The 23256-nt window shown below is 60.4% G+C and carries 20 protein-coding genes; 8 read left to right on the top strand and 12 right to left on the bottom strand.

Annotated features, from left to right (window positions below):
• Positions 1 to 105 precede the first annotated feature (105 nt).
• The 8 genes from LDN75_RS11935 to LDN75_RS11900 form a co-directional block, all read right to left on the bottom strand.
• The gene (locus tag LDN75_RS11935; protein ID WP_223932515.1) at positions 106 to 855 is read right to left on the bottom strand and encodes an SDR family NAD(P)-dependent oxidoreductase; all 750 of its coding nucleotides are present in this window, start codon (positions 853 to 855) and stop codon (positions 106 to 108) included.
• Between the two features lie 136 nt (positions 856 to 991).
• Complete coding sequence (locus tag LDN75_RS11930) at positions 992 to 2026, bottom strand: Gfo/Idh/MocA family oxidoreductase (protein WP_223932514.1); 1035 nt, start codon at positions 2024 to 2026, stop codon at positions 992 to 994.
• Positions 2027 to 2102: 76 nt separating this feature from the next.
• Positions 2103 to 3305 carry an MFS transporter gene (locus LDN75_RS11925; RefSeq protein WP_223937569.1) on the bottom strand — a complete coding sequence of 401 codons (1203 nt, stop codon included), beginning with the start codon at positions 3303 to 3305 and terminating at the stop codon, positions 2103 to 2105.
• A gap of 124 nt (positions 3306 to 3429) precedes the next feature.
• Positions 3430 to 4422 (bottom strand): Gfo/Idh/MocA family oxidoreductase, encoded by a 993-nt coding sequence (locus LDN75_RS11920; RefSeq protein WP_223932513.1) that lies wholly within the window; start codon positions 4420 to 4422, stop codon positions 3430 to 3432.
• Positions 4422 to 5321: a sugar phosphate isomerase/epimerase family protein gene (locus tag LDN75_RS11915; RefSeq protein WP_223932512.1), complete on the bottom strand. Its 900-nt coding sequence runs from the start codon at positions 5319 to 5321 to the stop codon at positions 4422 to 4424. The genes LDN75_RS11920 and LDN75_RS11915 overlap by 1 nt, the downstream gene beginning before the upstream one ends.
• A gap of 4 nt (positions 5322 to 5325) precedes the next feature.
• Positions 5326 to 5892 carry a VOC family protein gene (locus tag LDN75_RS11910; protein WP_223937446.1) on the bottom strand — a complete coding sequence of 189 codons (567 nt, stop codon included), beginning with the start codon at positions 5890 to 5892 and terminating at the stop codon, positions 5326 to 5328.
• Positions 5889 to 6884, bottom strand: a complete 996-nt coding sequence (locus LDN75_RS11905; protein WP_223937445.1) for a LacI family DNA-binding transcriptional regulator — start codon at positions 6882 to 6884, stop codon at positions 5889 to 5891. The genes LDN75_RS11910 and LDN75_RS11905 overlap by 4 nt, the downstream gene beginning before the upstream one ends.
• Positions 6877 to 7779: a Gfo/Idh/MocA family oxidoreductase gene (locus LDN75_RS11900; RefSeq protein WP_223937444.1), complete on the bottom strand. Its 903-nt coding sequence runs from the start codon at positions 7777 to 7779 to the stop codon at positions 6877 to 6879. Before LDN75_RS11900 ends, LDN75_RS11905 begins: the two co-directional genes overlap by 8 nt.
• A 225-nt stretch (positions 7780 to 8004) precedes the next feature.
• Here LDN75_RS11900 and eda point away from each other — a divergent pair, with 225 nt between their 5' ends.
• The 5 genes from eda to LDN75_RS11875 all read left to right on the top strand — a co-directional run bounded on the left by eda (position 8005) and on the right by LDN75_RS11875 (position 12752).
• Entirely contained in the window at positions 8005 to 8652 is a 648-nt protein-coding gene (gene eda, locus LDN75_RS11895; protein WP_223937443.1) for a bifunctional 4-hydroxy-2-oxoglutarate aldolase/2-dehydro-3-deoxy-phosphogluconate aldolase, read from the top strand.
• Positions 8652 to 9194, top strand: a complete 543-nt coding sequence (locus LDN75_RS11890; protein WP_223937442.1) for an ATP-binding protein — start codon at positions 8652 to 8654, stop codon at positions 9192 to 9194. Before eda ends, LDN75_RS11890 begins: the two co-directional genes overlap by 1 nt.
• A 310-nt stretch (positions 9195 to 9504) precedes the next feature.
• Complete coding sequence (locus LDN75_RS11885; protein ID WP_223937441.1) at positions 9505 to 10923, top strand: MFS transporter; 1419 nt, start codon at positions 9505 to 9507, stop codon at positions 10921 to 10923.
• A gap of 115 nt (positions 10924 to 11038) precedes the next feature.
• Complete coding sequence (locus LDN75_RS11880) at positions 11039 to 11851, top strand: sugar phosphate isomerase/epimerase family protein (RefSeq protein WP_223937568.1); 813 nt, start codon at positions 11039 to 11041, stop codon at positions 11849 to 11851.
• Positions 11852 to 11963: 112 nt separating this feature from the next.
• Entirely contained in the window at positions 11964 to 12752 is a 789-nt protein-coding gene (locus tag LDN75_RS11875; RefSeq protein WP_223937440.1) for an SDR family oxidoreductase, read from the top strand.
• A gap of 983 nt (positions 12753 to 13735) precedes the next feature.
• Here LDN75_RS11875 and LDN75_RS11865 read toward each other — a convergent pair.
• Positions 13736 to 14035, bottom strand: a complete 300-nt coding sequence (locus LDN75_RS11865; protein ID WP_223937438.1) for a DUF4193 domain-containing protein — start codon at positions 14033 to 14035, stop codon at positions 13736 to 13738.
• A 787-nt stretch (positions 14036 to 14822) separates the two neighbouring features.
• On the opposite strand from LDN75_RS11865, the gene LDN75_RS11860 reads away from it, so the two are divergent.
• Positions 14823 to 14987: a hypothetical protein gene (locus tag LDN75_RS11860; protein WP_223937437.1), complete on the top strand. Its 165-nt coding sequence runs from the start codon at positions 14823 to 14825 to the stop codon at positions 14985 to 14987.
• 485 nt (positions 14988 to 15472) lie between these two features.
• On the opposite strand, the gene LDN75_RS11855 is transcribed toward LDN75_RS11860, so the two are convergent.
• On the bottom strand, positions 15473 to 16897 hold the full coding sequence (locus LDN75_RS11855; protein WP_346347178.1) for a glycoside hydrolase family 32 protein: 1425 nt from the start codon (positions 16895 to 16897) through the stop codon (positions 15473 to 15475).
• Positions 16898 to 17665: 768 nt separating this feature from the next.
• On the opposite strand from LDN75_RS11855, the gene LDN75_RS11850 reads away from it, so the two are divergent.
• Positions 17666 to 20293: a GH32 C-terminal domain-containing protein gene (locus LDN75_RS11850; protein ID WP_223937435.1), complete on the top strand. Its 2628-nt coding sequence runs from the start codon at positions 17666 to 17668 to the stop codon at positions 20291 to 20293.
• Positions 20294 to 20628: 335 nt separating this feature from the next.
• Here LDN75_RS11850 and LDN75_RS11845 read toward each other — a convergent pair whose 3' ends face one another.
• Together LDN75_RS11845 and LDN75_RS11840 are read right to left on the bottom strand one after the other, a co-directional pair.
• Positions 20629 to 20922, bottom strand: a complete 294-nt coding sequence (locus tag LDN75_RS11845; protein WP_223937434.1) for a putative quinol monooxygenase — start codon at positions 20920 to 20922, stop codon at positions 20629 to 20631.
• A gap of 38 nt (positions 20923 to 20960) precedes the next feature.
• Positions 20961 to 21959, bottom strand: coding sequence for a LacI family DNA-binding transcriptional regulator (locus LDN75_RS11840; protein ID WP_223937433.1), 999 nt, complete (start codon positions 21957 to 21959; stop codon positions 20961 to 20963).
• Positions 21960 to 22136: 177 nt separating this feature from the next.
• Here LDN75_RS11840 and LDN75_RS11835 point away from each other — a divergent pair, with 177 nt between their 5' ends.
• On the top strand, positions 22137 to 23240 hold the full coding sequence (locus tag LDN75_RS11835) for a substrate-binding domain-containing protein (protein ID WP_223935676.1): 1104 nt from the start codon (positions 22137 to 22139) through the stop codon (positions 23238 to 23240).
• Positions 23241 to 23256: the final 16 nt, after the last annotated feature.

Below are 23256 nucleotides of genomic sequence, written 5' to 3'. Positions count from 1 at the left end.
AATTGCCTTTCCAGGATGAGAGCAGCCCTATGGCGTTGATGTTGCTCTGGGTGAGTCAAGGGCACACAGGCACGGCCCGCCAATGGACAAGCGCTGTCGGGTGTTTCAGGTTCCTATGCCCAGATGCGCCCCGCCGGCCACATCCAAGGACACTCCCGTGATGTAGCGGTTGTCGGGATCTGAAAGGAACAGGATGGCCCGGGCAACTTCATCGGGTTCGGCGAACCGGCGCATCGGCAGTTCCGCCGCCCTCTTCGCTCGGTTGGCTGCTGCGTCCGGACCAGCATCCCGGGCAAATTGTGCCCACATGGGTGTGTTCACCGGTCCTGGTGCGATCGCGTTCACGGAGATTCCGTTGGGTCCGAGCAGTTCGGCAAAGGACCACATGATGTGGAGGACGGCGAGCTTGCTCGCGTTGTAGGGCAGGTAGTTGAGGCGTGATTCTTTGGCCGCAACTGAGGACAGGACCACGATGGCGCCGGCTGTGCCGGTCTCAAGCATGGATTTTGCGGTCTCCCGGACCATGGTGAAGGTCGCGGTGGCGTTGATCCTCAGGATGGAGTCGAACTCTTCGGTGGTTGTTTCCATGATGTCCGGGGTGGGGCCAAGCACTCCTGCTGCATGGATGAGGACATCAACACGGCCGTGTTGGGCTTGGATGTCCTGTATGACCGTGGCGCATTGTTGTTCTGAGGTGATGTCGAGGGGGTAAAACGCTTCCAAGGACTGGCCCTCCTTGGGGGAACGATCGGCGCCGATGACGATGGCTCCGGCGGCTATGAGTGCGGTGACTGCGGCGTCACCGATCCCTCCGCTTGATCCGGTTACCAGGACCACTTGGTCTTTGAGGCTCATCGGTTCTCTCCGTTCTGGGTGCAGCTCGAGCGCAGTGCTCCCGCGGTCGGAGTGTGAGGTGCTGGTTTCATGTTCATTTTCCTTACTCGATAATGCTCGGTTCGGCGGGTCGACCTTTGTTCGGTTTCATTGATGCTTAGGGGGCTGGCACCTCCCGAGCGCCGGAGGCCGAGGCTGCCTGGACGGCGTCGGCGATTTCCGTGGCGCGGAGCGCCTGGGCAAATGTAACGGCAGGCGCCTCACCCCCGCAGAACCTCACGGCTGCTGCTGCCTGGCGCAGGAAGAGGTCCGAGGGCTCGAAGTTTTTCTCCTGTTGTCCGCCGTCACGGTTCCACACGTGAAGGGAATCGTTTGACCACAACATACGGCCGCCAGTGGCCAGAACATCCATGGTGAGGCTCCAATCCCCCTGGTTGAGCCCTTGGGGTTCCTGCCAGGGAGACCAGTAACTCTGCAGAGTGAACACCACGCCAGACGGGAATTCGAGGGTGGAAACGACGTGTTCCGGTACCGGAGACCCGTACAGGCTGCTGCTGACGCTTGTGGCCAGGACTTTTGGGTCACCCTCGAACCACGAAGAGACCAGTTCGATGGCATGAATGCCGTTTACCACCGCAACGCCGCCCTCACTCGGATCAGCGCGCCATGAGTCGATGGTCTCCTTGTGGGCGACCGATCGAACGTTGACAGCGATCACGTCGTTGTCTCGGATCCACTGGGAGAGGAGTTCGACGGCGGGATGCTGATGGAGTGTATACCCCACCATGAGTCGTTGGTTCACTCCTGTAGCGGCGGACACGACGGCGGCACCTGCTGTATCTGCCGCCACGGGCTTTTCCGTCAGCACCCGGAATCCCCTGTTCAGCAGATCTGCACAGATCTCCGGTTGCAGAGTGGTGGGTAACGCTACGACGACCAAGTCCAGTTGATCAGAATGAAGGTCCTGGATGCTGGGCACCACCTGCGCGCCCAGCTCGTCAGCCAATGGGACCGCCCGTTTGTCCTTCTCCACAAGGTGGGTGACGTTGGCGCCCACCTGGGCGAAAGCTCGGGCATGACGGGATCCTGCCCACCCGGCCGCGCCCACCACGGCTACGCGCGGGGGCTGTGTCGCCGTCGTCATGATGTCGGACGCGCAAAGATCAGGCCTAGGGTCATAAGCGGTGCTCATGTAAATCTCTCCTTTGAGTTGATTCGGAAATCAATGAATCGGTTGCTTGGAACGGCGGCACCAAACTGTGGTGTCTTCAAGAAGGGGTGTCAAGGAAGTTGTTTTGTTTGGTCCCTGCCTGGAACCGACCTTGGTCTTCAAGCATGCGTGGCTTGTTGACCATGATGGCCCCTGCCACAAGCACCAGGAGCCAGACACCGAGCATGCCGAACGAGGGCAGCCATCCATCCCCGGGAGTGTGCAGGAGCGCGAAAAGGAACGGGCCGACGCTTGCGAGGGCATAGCCGGTTCCTTGGGAAAACGCGGACAGACTTCCTGAACCGGACTGCGTTCGTGTTCGCTTATTGATCATGATGAATGCAAAGGAATAGGCGCCCTGGCCCAGTCCGGCAGTGATGACCCAGAACGCTGCCGAAGCTGGCGGCGCCAACATGATTCCGCCGTAGCCTAAGGCGAAAGCTACGACAAACAGGACGGCAACAGGTAGTGGCCGGGACATTCTTACAACAACCATGGGCACAATCAGAGCGACCGGCAGAGCAAGAATTGAATAGAGCGCCAGCATGGATCCGGCAGTTTCCTGGCTCATTCCTCTGTCAACGAGGACAGCCGGGAGCCAAGTGAGCGCCGCAAAAGTATTGCTGGAACAACCAGCAAAAACCAATGCCGTGCCCCAGCCGATTGCTGATCGCCACGGTCTGACCCCGTTCGCAGAAGGCAACTGCATACCCTCCGCTGCATGGTTCCCGGAGCGGGCAACGGTCCGTCTGGCCACAAGAAGAATCAGCCACGGGACCGCAGCCAACGCGCTGAGGGCAGCCCAAATACCGATGGAGAACCGCCAGCCATAAAGAGCCTCCAAGGGAATGGCGAATTGGGCGGCCACTGCCGTGCTGACACCCAGGAGTGTGACGTGGATCGCTGCGAGAAGCCCGATTCTGTCTGGAAAGTACTTTGCCAGGAGAGGTGGAGCCACGACATTGACCAGACCAATCCCGAGCATGGCGACACAGGTGAACGCCAAGAATGCCAGGACATTCCATCCCACTGCGCGGCCTAGCTGACCCAATGTTGTTAGCAGGATCGCGATCACCAGGAGGTGTTCCAGCTGGAGGCGCCGCAGGAGCGGCAGCGCAAGGAAGCCCACCACTGCGAAGCTGGCGGTCGGCAGCATTCCGAGAATTCCTGTGGTCAGGGCGTCAAAGGGAAGGTCCGTGCCTATTCGACCCAGGAGCGGAGACGCCGCCGAAACCGCTTCCCGAGCGCTAAAGGCAACCAGCAGGATGCCTGCAAGCGCGGTGAAACGCCCACGAAGTGGCCGCTTCCCCGCTCCGAAGACTTTTGGTGCATCCCTACGCGCACGAAGGAGAGCGATGGTGACACCTCCTTACGTGAGTAAAGATTCAGCTTGCGTTGACTGCGTGGCTCGCCCATTCGCGCCCGGCTTGCTCCTCTGTGGGCAGACCAGCCGCGGCGAGGATCTGGTCCAGCAGGCGCTGGGTGCGAACAGCTTCGCGGCCTGAAGTCAGCGGCTGGGCCCTGTCGACCACCCGGTCCAGAAAGTGGTGAACTGCGGCTGAGAATCCGAGGGTGTCTGTCGCAGTAGCCCAGCCGTACGCTTCGGCGCTTAGTTCCCGTGAAGTGGTGACGCCGTTGATGGTGGTGGAAACTGACTCGGGCGCCCTGACTTCGACGGTCTTCCCGTCACCGTAGGCGTCCAGTTTCTCGTTCCATGCTCCCGCTGTTCGGGCTGCCACCAGGACGCCGGTGTTACCGGTGCTGAAGCGGACGGTCGCTGCGATTCCGTCTTCTTCCCAAGGATCTTCACCAGCAGCGTGGGCGGCCACGTGCTCAGGTTCGCCCCCGCAGTACCAGCGCAGGAGATCGACCATGTGGATGGCGTTCTCGAACGTTGCACGGTATTCGGAGCCAGGGCGGTTCTTCTGGGCAACGCAGAAGGTGGCGCCTTTGTCGCCAAAAGCCTCCCGGCCGGCCGTGTAGACGGGTGCATAGCGCCGGTTGAAGTCAACCATGAGTATCCGTCCCCGCTCGTCGGCGAGGTCTGCCAGATGTTCTGCCTCATCTGTCGCTGGGGCAAGCGGTTTCTCGCAGAACACGTCCACGTCGTGTTTGAGGCAAAGCTCGACGGCGTGCGCGTGCTCTGAACGCGGGGTGAGTACGAAGACGGCATCCAGTTCCTGCGCGGCCAGCATCTCCTCCACTGTCTTGTAGGCGGCGTTGAAGCCCCAGCGGCGGACCAGGCTGCTCGGATCTTCGCGCCGGGAAACCAGGGCAGCCAACTCGACGTCGTCCCGTTGGACGAGGGTGGGCAGTTGCGCGATGGTGGCGATGTTGCCGGCGCCGATAACTCCGACACGGAGGCGATTGGTGTTCATCAGGCGTTCCTTACTTGGGCCAAATCAGTGAGCATTGAGCGCAGGACTGCGACGGATTCCCGGAATCCATCCTCGGGGGTGGGGAGATCTTGCGGGTGCCAGCGGTATTCGAGTTCGATGCTCAGTACATCGTCGTAGCCGTGCTTCAGCAGTGCGGCGAGAATCGGGGACCACGGTACAACGCCGCTTCCGACCACACGTGACCGGACTGCACGCTCTGAGGCGTTGACCCTGGCCGTCTCCGAGGCTCGGAAGGTCGCCGTCGGGTCGGTGAAGACAAGGTCCTTGACGTGGACGTGGCCGATCAGGTCACCTTGGACAGCGAAGGCTTCTTCGTAGGTTTCGTCGTGTGTGAAGGTCAGGTTGGCCTGGTCGTAGAGCACGCGGACGGACGGCTGGGCAATTTCCCGGACGAGTGCCGCGGTGTCCGCTGCGGTCTGGGTCATCGTGCCGAAGTGGTTCTCCACGCAAAGGCGGACGCCAGCTTGATGGGCTTCGGGTGCCAGGGTCTCCAAGGCTTTGCGCAACTGCCCCCACCGCGCAGCGTGGTCGGTGTCTCCGGGGTGCCAGGAACCGGCATAGACACGGACCCGGTCAGCGCCGAGCAGTTGTGCGGTATCTATGGCTCCACGGAATTCGTCGACGGCTTTGCGCCATTCGGCATCGTCCAGTGAGTTGATGGCGGTGGTGTAGGGCGTCAGGCCCACGATGGGTATGCCTTCGCCTTCGGCCGCTTTGAGTGCTTCCATCGCGGAGTGCCGGTCCCCTAAGGGCAAGCCGGACTTGTAGTCGTCCTGGTAGATGACTTCTGCCGCTTCGAGCCCTGCTGCCTGGAAGAGACTCAGTGCTTGGGGAACCGTGTGGTTCGGGGTGCCAAGTGTGTGACCCGCTAGCCGCATTGTTCTATGTCCTTTCTGAAGTGTTTGGAGATGCTGTCCAGTCCGAGGGACCGACCAGCCGGGGCGGGGCCGGGACGCGGGATCGATCCACGATCTCCATCAGCAGGCCCCAGGGGGTTATGAAATAGGTCCAACGGTTGCCGGCTACGCGCGGGCTATCGCCAGCGACTTCCTTGCGTTCACCGAGCACACGAACCCCAGGCGTTTCCTTCAGCACGGCGATGGCGTCATCGACGTCGTCCACGACGAAGCACAGATGGTGCCCTCCAGCGTCGCAATGCCTCGGTGGTGTCTCCCGCCGCTCAGCGCTGCTCCACTCGAAAAGTTCGATATTGAGATTCGGTGGCAGGCGCAGCATGGCAAGTGTGAGCTTGGCATCTGCAGGGACTTCGAAGTTCGTGGGCATGAATTCTTCGTCTGGCCCGCGTTCGGAGCGGTATAGCTCTTCAGCTCCGAGGACGTCGACGAAGAAGCGAATGCCTTCTTCGAGGTTTGGAACTGTCAAGCCGACGTGGTCCGTGTGCTGGAGGCCCGGCAGAGGCCGGAGCCTCTGCTCCTGCGCGCCGCTCATTTGCGCGGCCCGGAAGTGGAGCCACGGACCAGAAGCTCAGGTTCGAGGACGATATGGTCCACCGACCCGTCCAGATTCTGTTTTTCGGCCAGTTCGATGGCGATGTGTCCCATGTCAGCGATGGGCTGGCGGACCGTTGTCAGTGGTGGGTTGAAGCGGGCACCGAGAGCCAGACCATCGAAGCCGACCACCGAGACGTCGTCCGGCACCCGTAGGCCGCTGCTGCCCAGTGCCGAGATCACGGCAAAAGCCACCATGTCGTTGGCCGCGATGATAGCTGTTGGCGGGTTGTCCATTTCCAGGAAATGCTCCGCACCGCGCGTGCCCGCATCAAGGTCTGACCCGCTGTCGAGCACTACAGGAGTGCTTCCGCTTTGGGCGGTGAGCTCCAGATAGGCGTCCATCCGGTCCTGGGCCGTGTGTGTCCCGGCGATACCGGATACGTATCCGATCGACGTATGCCCCAGGGAATGCAGATGATCCAACGCCAGCATGATTCCTTTGCGGCTGTCGACGGTAACCGTTGGAACGGAGTCGTCGCCTTCCACGCGGTCAATCACCACCACCTTGTGGCCGAAGGCGAAACGCTTCAGCGCCTCGGTGTCCACCTTTGTGGAGGGTGCCACAATCCCGAACGGGGCATACATCGCCTGCATGGCCGTGAAGTATCCGTCGGATTTGGCAGGGTCGCCGTTGGTGACGCAAAGCATGAGCTGGTAGCCGCGCTCGTCAGCTGCTTGTGTCATCGTCTTGGCAAGTTCCGCGAAGAACGGGTTCGTAATGTCAGGGACGATCAGAGGGATGATGGTGCTGGTCTTTCGACGGAGCGCCTGCGCCAACGGACTCATGGTGTAGCCAAGTCCCTCGGCGACCCGAAGGATATGCTCGCGCGTTTCACTTTTCACAGCCTCAGGGCGCGAGAACGCCCGGGAGACCGTTGACCGATGGACACCAGCGGCTTTTGCGACGACGTCGATACTCAAGTCAGGCATGTTCTCTTCCTCCGTGCTGATCGTCATAGGCCCGCCAAATGGGGCGCATGACATCTTCGAGCTGGGCCAGCGTTGTCAGGCCCTGGAATCCATCTTCCAGCGTCCGGGCGACACTTCGGACAAACGGATCGTAGAGTGGGTCGCTATCGACATTGATCTTGTCGACTTCCGTGGTGCCGTCCGTTGACGTGAAAGTAGCTGTGCCGTCGGAATCAACGGCGGCGAATCCCGCTTCGCCGACCGATGTGAAGCTGCAGTACCGCTTCAGTGGCGAGCCCGGGAATGCGTAGCCGACTTCCACGATGGTTTCGCGGCCCTCGGGCGTGGTGAGGATAAGGCTCGCGTGATCCTCAATATCTTGGCCGTGAAGGACTGTTGAGAGCCGGGATTGCACCTGCAGCTCTGATTCGCCGGTGCCCCTTAGAAACAGGTCAACAAAATGTGGGGCTAGGTTGGCCAGGCAGCCTCCCCCAGCCCTGGAAGGATCGAGCATCCAGGGATTGGCATTGTGGAGGTACCGGGATGGCGGACCAGCAATGAACGAGGACCGTTGATAACTTGGCCGGCCTGCCTTGGCGAGCCATTGGTCCGTCGGGCCGCCACGCTGCACCAAGGGCACAGTGGCCGGTACGCCTGCTGCTTCGGCGGCTTGGCGCACGGTGGCTAGCTCTCCAAGGGAGGTGCCCAATGGCTTTTCCACTACGAAAGGAATACCCCGCTCGATCAGGGCCATGCACTTTTCTGCCATACCCTCGTGGGGACCAAACACATAGGCGAGTCCGACGTCGGGCAAATCCAGCAGTTTCTGCCAGTCAGCTTCAACCGGCGCTCCCCAGCCGTTTGCCAGTTTCTGCACCTGCACACGGGAGACATCATCGTCGCCTACTGCGATCATGTCGTGTTCTTCGGCCATGGCCTGTGCGCAGAGTGGAACATGCCAATGGGAAGCACCAAGAATGATTGTTCGTACTTTAGTCAACCGCAATACCCCCTTGTATGAGATCGGTTGCTGAGATCGGTTGCAATAACACTATGGATGGTGGGAGAGTTTGTCAACGAAACATCAATAGAGCCGGGGTTGGCTGGAGCAAAAGAGCCACCCGGCCAGAGAGAGGCCATCATGAATAAAAAACTTCGTACCCTGCAGACCATCGATGAGTCCGGGGCTGTCCTTATCGTGCGGCTTGAGAGCGCCGAGGTTGCCGAGAAGGTCGCGGAGGCTGCCATCGAGGGGGGCTTCCGGGCATTGGAGATCACCCTGTCGATACCCGGGGCCGTTGAGGTGATCCGGCGCCTGGCCGCAAAACATGGACCCCGCGGCGTGGCGGTCGGTGCAGGAACGGTTCTTGACGAGCACTCCGCGTACGAGTGCATCCGCGCTGGCGCCGAGTTCCTCGTCAGCCCCCAGTTGAACCCCGCGATGATCCGGACCGCGAACCGCTATCAGGTGCCAACCATCAGCGGAGCCTTCACACCCACGGAATTCGTTGAGTCCGCCGAGGCAGGTGCTGACATCCTCAAGCTCTTCCCCACCGAGGCCGGCGGGGTGGCCTATGCGAAGGCAGTGCTGGCACCTCTGGCGCACCTGCCGATCATGCCCGCAGGTGGCGTCACACTGGAAAATGTTGGCGAGTGGTTCGCCGCAGGCGTGGCAGGTGTCGGCGTGGGCAGCTACGTTACCAAGGCATGGCAGCCTGACGGGGACTTCACCCGCGTCACCGAAGCAGCCCGAGCCTTCCTCGCAGCAGTAGCAGAGGCCCGCGGATAATGTCTCCCCAGGTCTTCATCGTCATTGGACCAGCCGGCTCAGGGAAAACAACCATCGCTCAACAAACGGCTGAGAAGCATCAAGCGGCTTACCTTGACAAGGACCGGGTGAGCGGCCGCTTCGTCGAATTCGCACTGACCGCCACGGGGCATGACCCAACCGACCGCGAGTCAAACGATTACTATCGTGCCAATCTGCTGCCCCTTGAGTACGAGACCCTCATGGATGTGGCAGGAGTAAACCTGCGCCTCGGCCGCTCCGTGGTTCTCGATGCCCCCTTCGGTGCCTATTTTGACGATCCGGACTACCTGACCCGTGCGGTAAATGACTTCCACTGGCCCTCTCCCGAGATCACCGTGATTCGAGTCCGGGTGCCGCAAGACGTCCTGCGTTCGCGACTCATCCGGCGTGCTTTAGAGCGCGACAACTGGAAACTCGCACACTGGGATGACTACTGGGCCACCTACGGCCGTCTGGAATGCACCTGGTCCGGCGTGCAGTTTCAGGACTTCGACAACGAGGCACCGCTTTCCCTCGATTGATGCAGCCTCGCGACGGGCCGTGAGTGGCGTTGGCATGGGACGAAGCGTCTCTACTGCACATTGACAAAGATCACATTCCATCCGTATCGTTGAATGCAACCGATCTCAGCAACCGATCTCATTCGGAGCCTGGAGGTTTGTGAAAGCTTTCTTCTTATTAGCAAGCAGCGCCGCCCGCCCCGCACCGGCCGCCTCCCCTGGCATTTCGTCATCCGGTCGGACGCATTTACAGGCGGCCCTGCCCCGCACACCAGGTGCCCAGATCCAGCACTATAACCACCGCGCTAAACGTGAAAACATGGAGAGTTCAATGAAGACCTCAAAAGAAGCAGTCGGCAGTCCCGACACTTCGGGGCGTCCCGAAACGTCCAAACATCCGCGCCGCACCCTGAACATGGTTGCAGGTACAATCGGCCACTTCGTTGAGTGGTACGACTGGTACATCTATGGGCTGCTCGCAGCGGTATTCTCGTCGCAGATATTTCCCAGCGACTCCGCGTTCGCATCCCTGATCGCCGCACTCCTGACATATGCCGTTGGGTTTGTTGTACGGCCTCTTAGCGGCATTATCATCTCGCCACTGGCTGATCGTTTTGGACGGCGGCTCATCCTGACACTATCCGTCTCCGGGATGGCGCTCGGCTCACTCATCATCGGCCTCACGCCATCATTCGCGAGCATCGGCTATGCGGCACCCGTCCTCTTCCTGGTTGCCCGCGTCATCCAGGGCATTTCAGCCGGCAGCGAGGGCCAAAGTGCCATCGCGTTCATGGTCGAACACGCCCCAGCGCACCGGAGGGGTTTATTCGGTTCCTTCACCAACATGGCAAGTGGCCTCGCAACCCTGGCAGCTACGGGCGCCGCAGCTATGGTGACGTCATCGTTCTCCACCGCCGAACTCGCTGCATGGGGATGGCGCATCCCCTTCGTTATTGGCGGCTTCCTCGGCATTGTCGGCCTGATCCTGAGGGCCCGGGCTGAAGAAACCCCCGAATTCGAAGCAGAAGCCCTTGTCGACCAGAAGTCCGCTGCGGCGCGCCTGATGGACCTGCTTCGCGAACACCCGAAGGCCCTGCTTCAGGCAGCTGCACTCTCGGCGCCGGCCGTGGCCTACTACACCTGGGCCACCTTCCTCCCCACGTACGCCAAACTCACCAGCGGCCGGGACCTCTCATCCACACTCGCCGGAAGCGTTATCGGGCTAGTCCTGTTGGTGATTATCGTGCCGACGTGCGGCGCACTCTCTGATCGACTCGGCCGGCGCAAAATCTTCCCCATCATCGGCGCCATCGGCATGATCGTTCTCTTCTACCCCTTGCTCCTGCTCCTCAACCAGCCGGGCTTCTGGGTATACGTCCTGGTCTCGGCCTCCGGGTGGGTAGTTCTCGGCATCTGGCAGTCGGTCTATCCGACCATCCAGGCCGAACTGTTCCCGGCCTCCGTCCGGGTATCAGGCATCGGCTTCGCGCATCAGATCGTGATTGCCGTCTTTGGTGGAACCGCACCTCTGATCGCTGCCGCATTTGTCGGAGCCGGCCAGCCGATGCTCGTCGCTGTCTACATGATCGTCGTCGTCGCATTGTGCCTCGTCGTGTACTTCACGCTGCCGGAGACCGGCAACCGCGGTGACCGTTCCACCGTGGCACTCGCAGACCCTGAGGTACTCGAAGGCGAAAAGTTGGTTTCGGGCACGACGTCGATGGTCGACGTCTCCCGGCACTCCAAATAGACGGTCGGCTCGGAGCTGCGGCAGCTCGGCTGCAGCTCAAGATTTATAGCGCGTTATGAAGGTAAGCCTTTTCTCCATGGCGCGGAATTGAGAGGACTTCTCCTACGTGAACAGCATGATTATCAATACGTTTTCATATCTTTGGTCAGCGACGGCGATCGATGCGATAGCCGAGCTTGTCGACAACGGCTACAAAACGTTCGAGGTTCCAGTCAGTTCTCCGCACTGCTGGCCGGATGAGCTACCAACCTCCGAACGCACGGCAATCCAAGACAGGCTCAGCCAGTACGGTGCGAAAATACGGTCCTTGAACGCTGGCGGATATGACATCAACCTGGCCAGCCCCGGGGCCAGCATGCGCCGCAAAAGTATTGATCACATCAAGTCGGTCATCGACTTGGCTGCCGCTTGGGACGTACCCGAGGTTGTGATCTCCCCCGGCACCCGCCGTCCTATGATCTCGCCGTCGCTCGAAAGCGTCCACGGATGGATGTATGAAAGCCTGGAAAGTCTTATCCCGGTGGCGAAGCAGGCTGGCACACGGTTGCTCTTCGAAAACACCCCGTACTGCTTCACTCCCGCAATCCAGGATCTGGCAGGTGTGGTCAGCACGATCAACGACGATTCAGTCAAGATCGTCTACGACGTCGCCAACGCCGCTTTCATCGGAGAAGATCCCGTCGCTAGTCTGCGGGAGCATCACCAGGCCATCGGACTGGTGCACATTTCCGACACCGGCGTGGACACTTGGGGTCACGACCCCATCGGCACGGGAGTCATCAACTGGAATGGGCTGGGCGACGCCGTCAAGGACACGTGCGGCGTCGGGAATGTCGTTCTGGAGATCATCCGTGAGGACAATCCGGTCCACGAATTTGCGAAAGCAATGCAGGACCTCAAGAACCACGGATGGGAACTGGAGAGCTAACTCCTCACGCCGAAAACCAGGCTCCACCAAGAATTTATCGAAGCATGGAAGAAACCAGCATTGTTGAGGTCTAATTTTCAATGCGAAACAACCTGAAGAAGGAGTTTGTGTAATGAGGGCTTTGGTCAGTGGCGGAAGCAGCGGAATCGGCGCAGCAGCCTCCCTGAGACTCGCGGAGGCAGCCCTTGCGCGCGGGGAGCAGCCAATGATTGCAGTCTGCGGACACGAATCAAACAGCAGCCAAGAGCAGGTCGTTCGTTCAATCCAGGCTATGGGAGGCACCGCCATCGCACTGGCAGGTGATCTCGGCGACCCCAACGTGCCGAGCCAGCTGGTCAAAGCTGCAGTTGCAGAATTCGGCGGCCTGGACGCGTTGGTAGCCAACGCCGGAATCGCCAACCCGGGACCTATATGCGACGTCTCCCTTGAAGACTGGGACGCAATGTTCTCCGTCAACCTGCGCGGCCCATGGCTTCTCGCCAAAGCAAGCTACCAGCACCTGAAGGACAGCCACGGCGCCGCCTGCTTCACCTCGTCCATGTCCGGTCAACAACCACACGCGGGATCCGGCGCCTACAGCCCAAGCAAGGCCGCGCTGACAATGTTGGCCCAGACACTGGCATTGGAATGGGCACCCGAGGGCATCCGCGTCAATGTAGTCTCCCCCGGCATGACCCATACTCGGATGACCGAAAAAATGTATGAAGATCCGAAAATCAAGAAGGCACGGGAGGAAATTATCCCGCTCGCAAGAATAGGAGATCCGATGGACATCGCCAACGTGATCGAATTTCTCGTAAGCCCACTATCCGGCTACGTCACCGGTCAAGATATCTGCGTCGATGGCGGCTTCTCTAAGTCCATTCTTAGCCATATCCCCGGACGACCCAGCTCGAAATAACAGACCTGAAGGCCGGTCATGGGCCGCAGGGGCTACCTGCGGCCTATGACCTTCAGACGGCCGAATCGTCTCCAGAACAAAGATGGCACGCAATGAGGTGCCAAAAAACTTATCCCGCCCAGACTGGTGACTGGCACGGGCTCGCGGGATACCAGCGTTCGCGAGGTGGCCGACGGCGGAGCTTATTGATGGCCGTTCGAACTTCAGTTAGCAATACACGAGGAGGCACCTTGTATATGGCAAAAAGCAAATTGGATGGCACGGAATGGACTGCAACAGAATTTGCAGGGCTTCTTCCGGAAGAGCAGAGAGCAACCCGCCAGGAATTGGCATGCCTTTCTTGTGACGGACGGGCCGTGTTCCGAGCGGGACAGCAGCGTCAGCCGTCGTTCGCAGCCCGACACCGGCAGGACTGCCGATTGGTTTCGAGGCCGTGGAGCGCCTTTAGATTCCTTGCAGAAGCAGGACGAGGTACTTAGCGTGCCGTACGCATGGTTCCGCAGACTGATCACCACACTTCGCCGGCCGTTTCGAGCTCTGACGGCTTGTCATGGACACCATGACGAGTTTGAGCCTGGACTTGAGCAACCCCTATTCGCCTAGATCAATTCAGCTTCGTTGCTCGGAGGCGCCAACAGCTCAGGGGCTGCCAAGCGGGTTGTCCCGGACTTCGGTCCCTACCGTCAGCGCGTCCGCCCTCCGCAGGGGGGGCTGCACTCGCTGTTTGTCACTGTCCATGCAGCTAGTTGCTGACCTTACATAGGTGCTCATCACATGTGTGCATATCGGCTCTAGACGACCCCTCCATGGTGATAAGTCAAGCCATGAGTGTCTGGAGTTGGCGGAAATCTGGCGGGCGATGAGGCGTTTGAGGCAGTGGCGGACTTCCCTTGGGCTCCTGCCTTCTGCGGTGCGACGCTCGATGTGGGCACGGGCGGCGGGGTCTGTGAGGCTTCGGGTCCGGGCGACGACGTCTAGTTGTACTAACCCTCGCACTCAACGCAGTATGCGTGACCGTCTTTTTCGCGTGCGATCTGGGACCTGTGCCGGACCAGGAAACACGAGAAGCATGTGAACTCGTCGGCTGCCGCCGGAATCACCTGGACGATCAATTCTTCGGCGATGATCTCGCCGCCAGGGCCTTCCTGGTCCAGGCCATCAGCCTGGTCGAGCTCCAGAACAACACTGCGTGCATCGGGTGCGTTGGCTGACTTCAAGGCATCAAGCGAGCTCTCCTGGGATTCCTTGACGTCAGACCGCACCTCGTCGTAATCAGCTGCCACAGTCTTCGCTTCTCCCTCTTCCGTTCGGATCTTCGACTGCAACATACACGATGTCGCGAAAATTCCGCGAAGCCACAGACAACGCGAACGCTCAGAGGACCAGGCTGATGTAATCCGCAGGTAACAGGCGTACATTCAGAATCACCACGACACACAACAGACGTTCCGTCTGCACCGACGACCTTGGGTGGGGTCGCCTCGAATCCGGCACTTACTGCATGAGAACGAGACCCCATGAGACCCAACAGAATTGCGTCCTGCCTGTTCTTCGTCTTCGTCCTATTCTGCTCGGCGTGTTCGTCAACGCCCAAGGCAGGAGGTCCAAGCCCCACTGCCCCCTCGCGTTCTACTCCCACATCTTCCGTGTCCCCGTCCGTAACTCCGCCACCAACGACCCCATCCGTTACGCCCTCAACCAAAACCGTCACCCCGCAGCCGAAAAGCTCTCCACCTGCAACCTCACCGGCCACGACGAAGCTCCCACAACAGCCCGCTGCCCGGGAAGGACAGCAGCTCCGCTCCGCGGGCAACGCCCCGGCAACCATGTACTCGTTCATCACCATGGTCATGACAGATGTAGACAGTTACTGGACGAAAGTCTGGTTGGGCGCGGGCTATAAAGCGCCATATGTAAAAGTGACCTTCCCAGGGACCAATGAGAGCGTCTTTACCCCCTGCCCCGACCCAGAGAACCCTAACGGCCGGATGACAAACGACAATGATGCCTTCTACTGCGACGCCAACGACACCATCGTCATTTCCCAGATCATGGCAATAAAGATCTGGAATGGACAAGTCACTGCAAATACCGATGCTGACGCTCCTCGGTGACTACCACTTCCAGGATCCAGGGCACCACGGTACCCCGGATCAGAGGTCCAAGGCATTTATGGCCGGATATAATTCCGGCGTCCCCGCCAGCTGCGACCCTTGGTTGGTGAACAACTACTGAGTGAACCCCTGCGCACAGTGCCGGGAGCGGCAGCGCCTCCTGCACTGGATTCTTCGTATGACCCCATTCACCGAAGCCGAAGCCGAAGCCGTGACCATGAAGCGGAGGGAGCCGCTGTCAGCGTGATGCCGGGCGCATTCGCCAGCTTCCAGGAATGGGAAGCGGCTCTGAGCCAGTACAGCACAGCGCAGGCTGGCTCCCCGCTCGGCACCGATGATGCAGCGCCCCATTACCCGGTGTCCCAGTTCGCTTACCCGAACGAGAGCAGCCTCACGGTACCCTCGGAGGCGAGGCTCACGTGCTCACGGCCCAAAGCCTTGTAAACGCGGGCCGTGAGCGGCGGACAGTTGGCGAAAATTTCGACGGCGGACCGGTCCGGCACGCCTCGACCGGCAGCCCGCGGACCAATCGAGCGGGCCGGAGACCGACGTGGTTATACGGCGGTGCACCGTACTGGCTGAAGCAGGTGAAAGTTGGAGCGCACGCTATGGCGTGACCTTGAGCTCACGAATGGTCAGCGCCCGAAACGTGGCCGCCCCATCCTGGGCGTAGAGGCGGATGCCATTGTCTCCTTCAAGGGGGAACACCCGGTGTGAGTGCACCACGCGCCCATCTCCGACAAACATCTCGACGCTGGTGCAATCCACCAGGATGCGTAGCGTGAGTCGCCCGGTTGAGGGGTCCACCGGGGTTTGGGTTTCGCCCGCCGTAGGGTTGATGGTGGGGCGGCGATTGACGTAGGTGAATGGGCCACGCAGGTAGGCACCGGCGGCGACATGCCTGCCTCCTCCTGGTGGGCGACATAGCTCAAGACCGAGATTGGCGGGTGGTGCGGCGGGGTCCCAGACGAGCTCGCAGGTCAGATCGTAGGCGTTCGAGCGGACAATAAGGTCCTTTGTACCTGCTACCGCCACATCGCCCAGGCGGTGTGTGCGCGTCACGTGGTTTCCCAGCGCAGACGTGGGGGCGGAGGCGAGGTAATAGGCATCGTTTCCACGCTTGAGCTGGACATCGCGCACGATCATGTCGTCACCGTTGTAACCGTCAGTTGCCAGTGTTGGCGTGTTGTGGGGATAGTCCCAGAAATTTGCCCACCCGATCGCCCGCCGGAGGGTTGGGTCCACCGCACCCGATGCATCGTGATGTGGGTAGGTCACTGCGCCATAGAAATCGAAGCCGTAATCGAGCCATTCCGGCTCGGAACGGTCGGGCGTGAAGGAACTGCCGTCAAAAGCTCCAGTCCAGTAGGCATACGTCGCGGGCAGTCCGCGGCCCTTCCCGTTCGCGCTGGTGCCCAAGACCCAATGCGAGGTGCCGTCGTCGGCAGTCATCCGAAAGACGTCAGGGCACTCCAGAAGCCCCAAGTCGCTGCGAAAAAACTCGCCAACACGCTTCCAGGACCGCAGGTCCGGGGAAGCGTAGAAGCCCAGCTTTTGCCCCTCCGCATTGGCCATGAACCACCGGCCACAGTCCTCATCCCACATCACCTTGGGATCGCGGAAATCATGCACCCCCGGGTTGGGCAGTACCGGCACCACACCTCCGGGCTCAAAGGAGCGCCCCCTGTCCGTGGAGTACCAGAGGTACTGCGCTTGTCGGCCTTCCGGCGCCTGGGTGACAAGAGCAATGACCGAATCCGCCCCGTAGCCCGCAGTATTTCCCTCATCAACCACCAGGCATCCGGACCAACAGTCACCGTTGTCGTTGCTGAACTTCGGTATCGCCACACCCCGGTCCCGGAACGCGACGTGATCAGTAGTGGTGGCACGGCGCCAGGACGTGCCGCCGCCGCCACTGATGTAGTCGGCGTTGTACAAGTAGTAGTAGTGGTACTCCCCGTCAAGGTAGATGGGTCGTTGGGGGTCGTTCTTCCAGTTGTCGGGCACACTGAAGTGATAGACCGGGCGCATCCGGGATGTTCCCTTCGAGAGTGAGCCGCCCGTTGCAGTGGCTTGGGTCATTGGCGTGGCTGCCGCGGCGGGCCCGGCCTGTCCTGACAGCGCAATCGAGCCGGCGAACGCAACCGCACTGCCTCCGGTGAGTAGTACACGACGCGAGACCGATGGTAATGCTTCCATGAGTTTCAGCTTCTTTCCGGGCAGCATCGGTGCTGCCACACAAGTGGGTTCTGATGATCTGTCCAACGAGGCCGTGTGTCAGGGCAACAGGCCCCGGGTAGTCCCAAGGACCCCGGCAGCCGTCCATGCGTAGAACGAGAGGAGACACACCGTAACTTTGGCGGTGACCGGCCTTACCTACTCCCCGCCCAGGGCCGGATGACGCGTGCCATGAGCGGCTTACCGCTGGCGACGATTTCGACGGCGGAATCTTGAATGCTGCGGGCTTTTCCCTGATCTGGCTGCTCGGTCAGGGTAACCAGCAGTAACGCGCGTTACTGGCCGAACATGTGACTGACATTACCCGCGTTACTTCGTATCCGTCAACAACCCCAGTTGGCTCGCATAGGGTCTGCCTAACTAAGTTCGTTGCGCGCCCGGGCTTGCGGCTGGGGTATTCGAGGTGACAACGATGTCTGAGTGCTCGAAATTCGATCGATGGACCCTTCAGGGCATAAGAAACCGTTGACTTGTCCGCTGGACTTGTCGTAGCTTACAGGCACTGACAACGTTGTCTACGTGGGGATGGGCACGCTCAATGAAGGGCGAGCAAGAAGAACAATGACTAAATTCAAGATCAGTAGGATGCGGGCAGCGACGTCTGCGTTGACATTGGCGGGACTGACGCTTTCGGGCGTCATGGCCGGTGTGGCGCCAGCCTCTGCGGCACCAGAGGTGGGAAGTGAGCAATATCGACCTGCCTACCACTACACGCCAGAGAAAAACTGGATGAACGATCCCAACGGGATGGTTTTCCACAAGGGTGTCTATCACTTGTTCTACCAGCACAACCCCTCCGGCAACACGTGGGGGAATATGTCGTGGGGCCATGCGACGTCGAAGGACCTGGTTCACTGGCAGGAGCAGCCCCTGGCCCTGTCCACCGATGCGCAGGAGGATGTGTTCTCCGGCAGCATCGTGGTTGACAAGGACAACACCACGGGATTCGGGACGAAGGAAAATCCCCCGCTGGTGGCCATCTACACCAGCGCCTACAAGGAAGCCTCCCCGCATCGCGGCCTGCAGGCCCAGTCTCTGGCCTACAGCCTGGATGATGGCCAGACTTGGACCAAGTACTCCGGCAATCCTGTGCTGAATCGCAATTCAGCCAATTTCCGCGACCCGAAGGTCTTCTGGTATGACAGCCCGTCCGGCGGTGGCTATTGGGTCATGACCGCAGTCGAATCGCAAGATCACAAGGTTGTCCTCTACAAGTCCGGCAACCTCAAGGACTGGACTGCCTTGAGCGAATTCGGGCCCGCGAACGCGACCGGCGGCCAGTGGGAATGCCCCGATTTGTTCCCGCTAGCGGTGGATGGGGATAAGAACAACATCAAGTGGGTCATGGTCGTGAACATCAACCCCGGCGGGGTCGCGGGAGGCTCGGGCGGCCAGTATTTCGTGGGTAACTTCGACGGCACCACGTTCACCTCCGAAACCACCGAACCAGCCACAGCGGCACCGGCTGGCACTGTCCTGGCCGGCTTCAACGACGGCACCTACAACGGCTGGACAGTAAACAACGAGCCGGGCAACTGGAAGAATGGCCCTTTCGGCGACGCTCCCGCGGCCGGTTCCCTGCCCGGTCAGAGCCCGGTGACCGGATTCGGCGGCTCAGGACTGATCAACTCATTTAACGACGGCGACTGGCCTCTGGGTTCCATGCAGTCACCAACCTTCACCGTGACCGAGGACTACCTGAACTTCCTTATCGGCGGCGGCAAGCACCCCCGCGTCTCCGACAAATTGGACAATACCCCGCCCGTAGGAGAGCTGAAGTTTGACGGCTTCGAGGTACCCGAAGGTACAACGCTGGCCGATGCCGGCTGGACCGGGACAGGAGACCTGACCCCCAATTTCCAGCCGGCCACTAGCGGTGGGGACTTTTACCTTGGCGCCAAACGAATCAACACGTTCGAAACCGGCACCGTACCCGGTGATGACCGTCAGGGTACCCTGACATCCCCCGAGTTCCCCATCACGAAGAACTTCATGAGCATGCTGGTCGGAGGCGGCAACCGCTCGGCGGACTCCGGTCAGACATTGGCCGTCCAACTACTCGTCAACGGCAACGTGGTCCGCTCCTTGGCGGGCGATAACGCCGGGGTGCTGAACTGGAAAGGCTGGGACGTTTCGGAATACGCGGGACAGAATGCACAGCTGCGGGTCGTTGACCAAGCTACCGGCGGGTGGGGACACCTGACCCTTGACCACGTCATGCTCACCGACACCGCCGCCGTTCCCAGGTCTGACGAAGAAACGGTGAACTTGGTAGTCAACGGACAGGTGGTCCGCACGGCCACCGGCAACGACAGCGAAACCCTGGATTGGGCATCGTGGAGTGTCAAGGAATTCGTTGGCCAGCAGGCACAAATCAAGGTTGTCGATAACAACAGGTTCGGCTGGGGGCATATACTCGCGGACGAGTTCACTGCAAGCTCCACAGCAGCGCAGTCCCGGCTGGAGTCCTATGACTGGCTGGACTACGGACGCGACTACTACGCGGCCGTTTCCTTCTCCAACATGCCCGACAACAAGCGGGTCATGCTGGGTTGGATGAATAACTGGGACTACGCCAACAACATCCCAACCAGCCCCTGGCGCAGCGCCATGTCACTGCCCCGGGAGGTGCAGCTGACCCAGACACCCTACGGACCACGCCTTACCCAAAGTGCAGTTAAGCAAGTGGACGACCTCGCGCAAAAGCCCAGCTACGCCGATAAGAAGGGCGGCGCTGTCGCGGCCGGAACAACGTCGCTGCCGGCGACGACTTCGGGCCAGGTCCAGCGCTTGGACATCACCTTCGCCCCCGGCACCGCGAAGAAGTCCGGCATCACCGTACTGGGCGACGGCAACTCCTCCACCATCATCGGCTACGACGCCACAACCGGAAAGATCTTCGTTGACCGCACAAAGTCCGGGAACACCACTTTCCACCCGGCATTCGCTTCCGTGGATGACGCCCCTGTCACCCTGGACAATAAGGGCAACATCACCCTGCGGATCTACCTCGACCACTCATCAGTAGAGGTGTTCACCGCCGACGGCCTGCGGACCATCACCGACCAAGTGTTCCCGAACGCCGGAGCGGACAAGATGGCGCTCTTCGCGGAAGGTGGAACAGCGCAGTTGAAGTCGTTGACCGTGACGCCGATGGAACAGTCCATGTTCCTTCCCGGAAAGAAGTAAGCTCCTGTGGGCCCCTGGCTGCATGCAGTCCGGGGACCCACAGCAGCCCACGATCGGCTACGCAGGAAACACCCGGGCAAGCTGGCGATGCCAATGTTGGCACCGTCCCAGTGATGCGCTCGTGCAGCCTGTCCGTCGGCGCCGAACCATCAAGGCTCGAAGGCAAGGACGGCGGCCGGCTTACGCCGGCCGCCGTCCTTTTCGCGTTTCTGTACCGCATTGGGGAACTGTGGCTACCCCTCGAGGTGCGCGCAAGAGTGTGCCGAGTGTGTCTCGTTTGAAGGATGCCCGATTTAGCCGTTGCACGTGTCGCGACTGGGGAGGGCTGCATGGGGCTAGATCAGTGGTCTTAGCCAGGTGAGGACGGATCCGTCGCCTTCGATGTGTTGGGCAAGTTCGGTGTTGAACTTTTGGCCGTATTCCGCGCTGATGTGTTCCTGGAAGGCTTCCTCGTCGCGGTAGACCTCGAACACGAAATATTCCCGTGGATTGGTTTCGCGGGTGTAGGGCAGGAAAGTGACGTTGCCGGGTTCGTTGCGGACGTGCCCGGTGAGTTCTGCCATCATTTCAGCGACTCTGGTTTCGCTGCCTTCCTTGACGGTGAATTCTGCGTACAAGGTTTTGGTCATGTCCGGTCCTTTGGTCGGTTGAGTGGGATTGCTTTTGGTTAGTTCGGCGGCAGTATCTCGCCGGAGCCCCTGGGGATGAGTTCTGTTGGGACGATATAGGTTTGCGGTGCGCGGTTGTCACCGTCGATCCTTGCAAGGATCCTCTCGGCAGCGAGCTTTCCGATCCGTTCAGGGTGCTGGGCAATCACGGTGACTCCGGGCTCCATCATGTCGGCCAGGGTGAAGTCGTCAAATCCGACCAAGGCAACTTTATGGTGCAACCCGAGGGATTTCAGCGCCCGCATGGCACCGAATGTCACCAGGTTCTGACTGGAGAAGATCGCCGTCGGTGGGTTCTCCGAAGTGAGCAGTTCGCGTGCAGCCCTGAGAGCAGTTTCCTCGTCGTGGAGATTCTCGCGGACCGCAACCGTGGAGGTCGCGATGCCGGACCTGCCGATCTCGTCCAGGAAACCTGTGCGCCGTTTCACGGCAGTCTGGATATCGGTCCGGTCCCCAAGGTAGGCCAGTTTGGTGTGGCCATGCTTGATGAGATGCGCGGCTGCCGCCGCGGCGCCCACCTCGTTGTCCGTGACTACCGCATCGGCCTCGATCCCCACGGGCTCGCGGTCGATGAACACCAAGGGCATGTCCCGTGAGTGTTCCGGGATCATGTACGCCTGGCTCTTGGCGATCGTGGTCAGCACAAGTCCATCAACCCGGCGCCCCAGGAAAGCCGAAATCAGCTTCCTTTCGCGGTCCGGATCGTCATCCAGGCTTGAAGCGAAGACGGCGATTCCCCGCACAGCCAAAGCGTCTTCCATCGCGCGGTGAATCTCGCCGCTGAAGGGGTTGGACACACTCGGAAGCAACAATCCTATGGATTGCGTCTTGCGGCCGGAACGCTTCAGGCTCCCCGCCGTGATGTCCAGGTGGTACTGCAGCTGCTCCGTTGCCCGGAGGACCTTTTGCCGTGTTTCCTCCGAAACGCCGGGTTCGTCGTTCACCACTCTTGAGACCGTCTTGATGCCCACCCCGGCAAGATCAGCGACATTTTTCATCGTGGGGGGCTTGCGCACAGAATCGGGTTGGTAACGATTAGACATCGTTGTCAACGAACTACTCCTCAACTTCAATTAACACTTGACTGCACCGTGTGAGATTGGTTACATGTTACCTGACAACGTTGTCATGGGGGAATCACTCGCCATGAGCAGCCACAAAAAACAGGAGTTTCAATGTTGAGTTCCAAATCGGCCAAGACCCGCCTTCTTGCCGCTGGTGCAGTCCTGACCCTGGGCGCACTAAGCCTCACAGCATGCGGCGGCGGTTCCACGCCCTCGTCCAGCGGAAACACCAATGAAAAGATCGGCGTTTCGCTGATCGTGAAGACCACGTCCAACCCGTTCTTTGTGTCGATGCAGGATGGCGCCAAGAAGGCTGCCGCGGCGGACGGCGTTGATCTCAAGCTTGCCGCAGGCAAGGCCGACGGCGACGAAGACACCCAGATCCAGGCCATTGAAAACGCGATCTCCAAGGGCGACAAGGGAATTCTCATCACGCCCAACGGTCCGTCGGTAGTGGATGCCTTGAAGAAGGCCAAGGACGCCGGCTTGTTCGTGATCGCCCTGGATACCCCGCCGGACCCCGCCGATGCCGCTGACATCACGTTTGCCACGGACAACTTTGCCGCCGGTGAGCTGATCGGCAAGTGGACCGCCCAGCAGCTGGCGGGCAAGAAGGCTGTGATCGCACTCGTGGACCTCTTCGATGACAAGGTTGTGTCCGTTGACTATAACCGTGACCAGGGCTTCCTGACTGGACTGGGCATCGACACTGCCGATAAGAAGAAGAACGGCGACGAAGCCAAGACCGGCAAGTACACCGGCGGCAAGGGCGGCGAGTACGAAATCGTCGGCAGCCAGGCCTCCCAAGGCGCCGAAGACGGCGGACGTACCGCCATGGAAACCCTGCTGGCCAAGAACCCCAACATCAACGTCGTCTACACGATCAACGAGCCTGCCGCTGCCGGTGCCTTCGAAGCACTGAAATCCGCAGGCAAGGAAAAAGACGCCCTGATCGTCTCCGTTGATGGCGGCTGCTCAGGCGTGAACAACGTCAAGTCCGGCGTGATCGGCGCCACCGCACAGCAGTACCCGGTGAAGATGGCCGAGCTTGGAGTCAAGGCCATCGTTGACCTCGCAAAGACCGGCAAGAAGCCTGCCAACTCCGAGGGCCTGGACTTCTTCAACACCGGTGTCGAGCTCGTCACGGACAAGCCCGTCGACGGCGTGAAGAGCATCACCACCACTGAGGCGTCCCAGATCTGCTGGGGCAAGTAAGTTCAGGAGCAACCTA

The sequence above is a fragment of the Arthrobacter sp. StoSoilB5 genome, from assembly GCF_019977235.1.
GTDB lineage: Bacteria > Actinomycetota > Actinomycetes > Actinomycetales > Micrococcaceae > Arthrobacter.
Note: the sequence above shows the minus strand (reverse complement) of the source record. Positions and strands in the feature narration are given on the sequence as shown.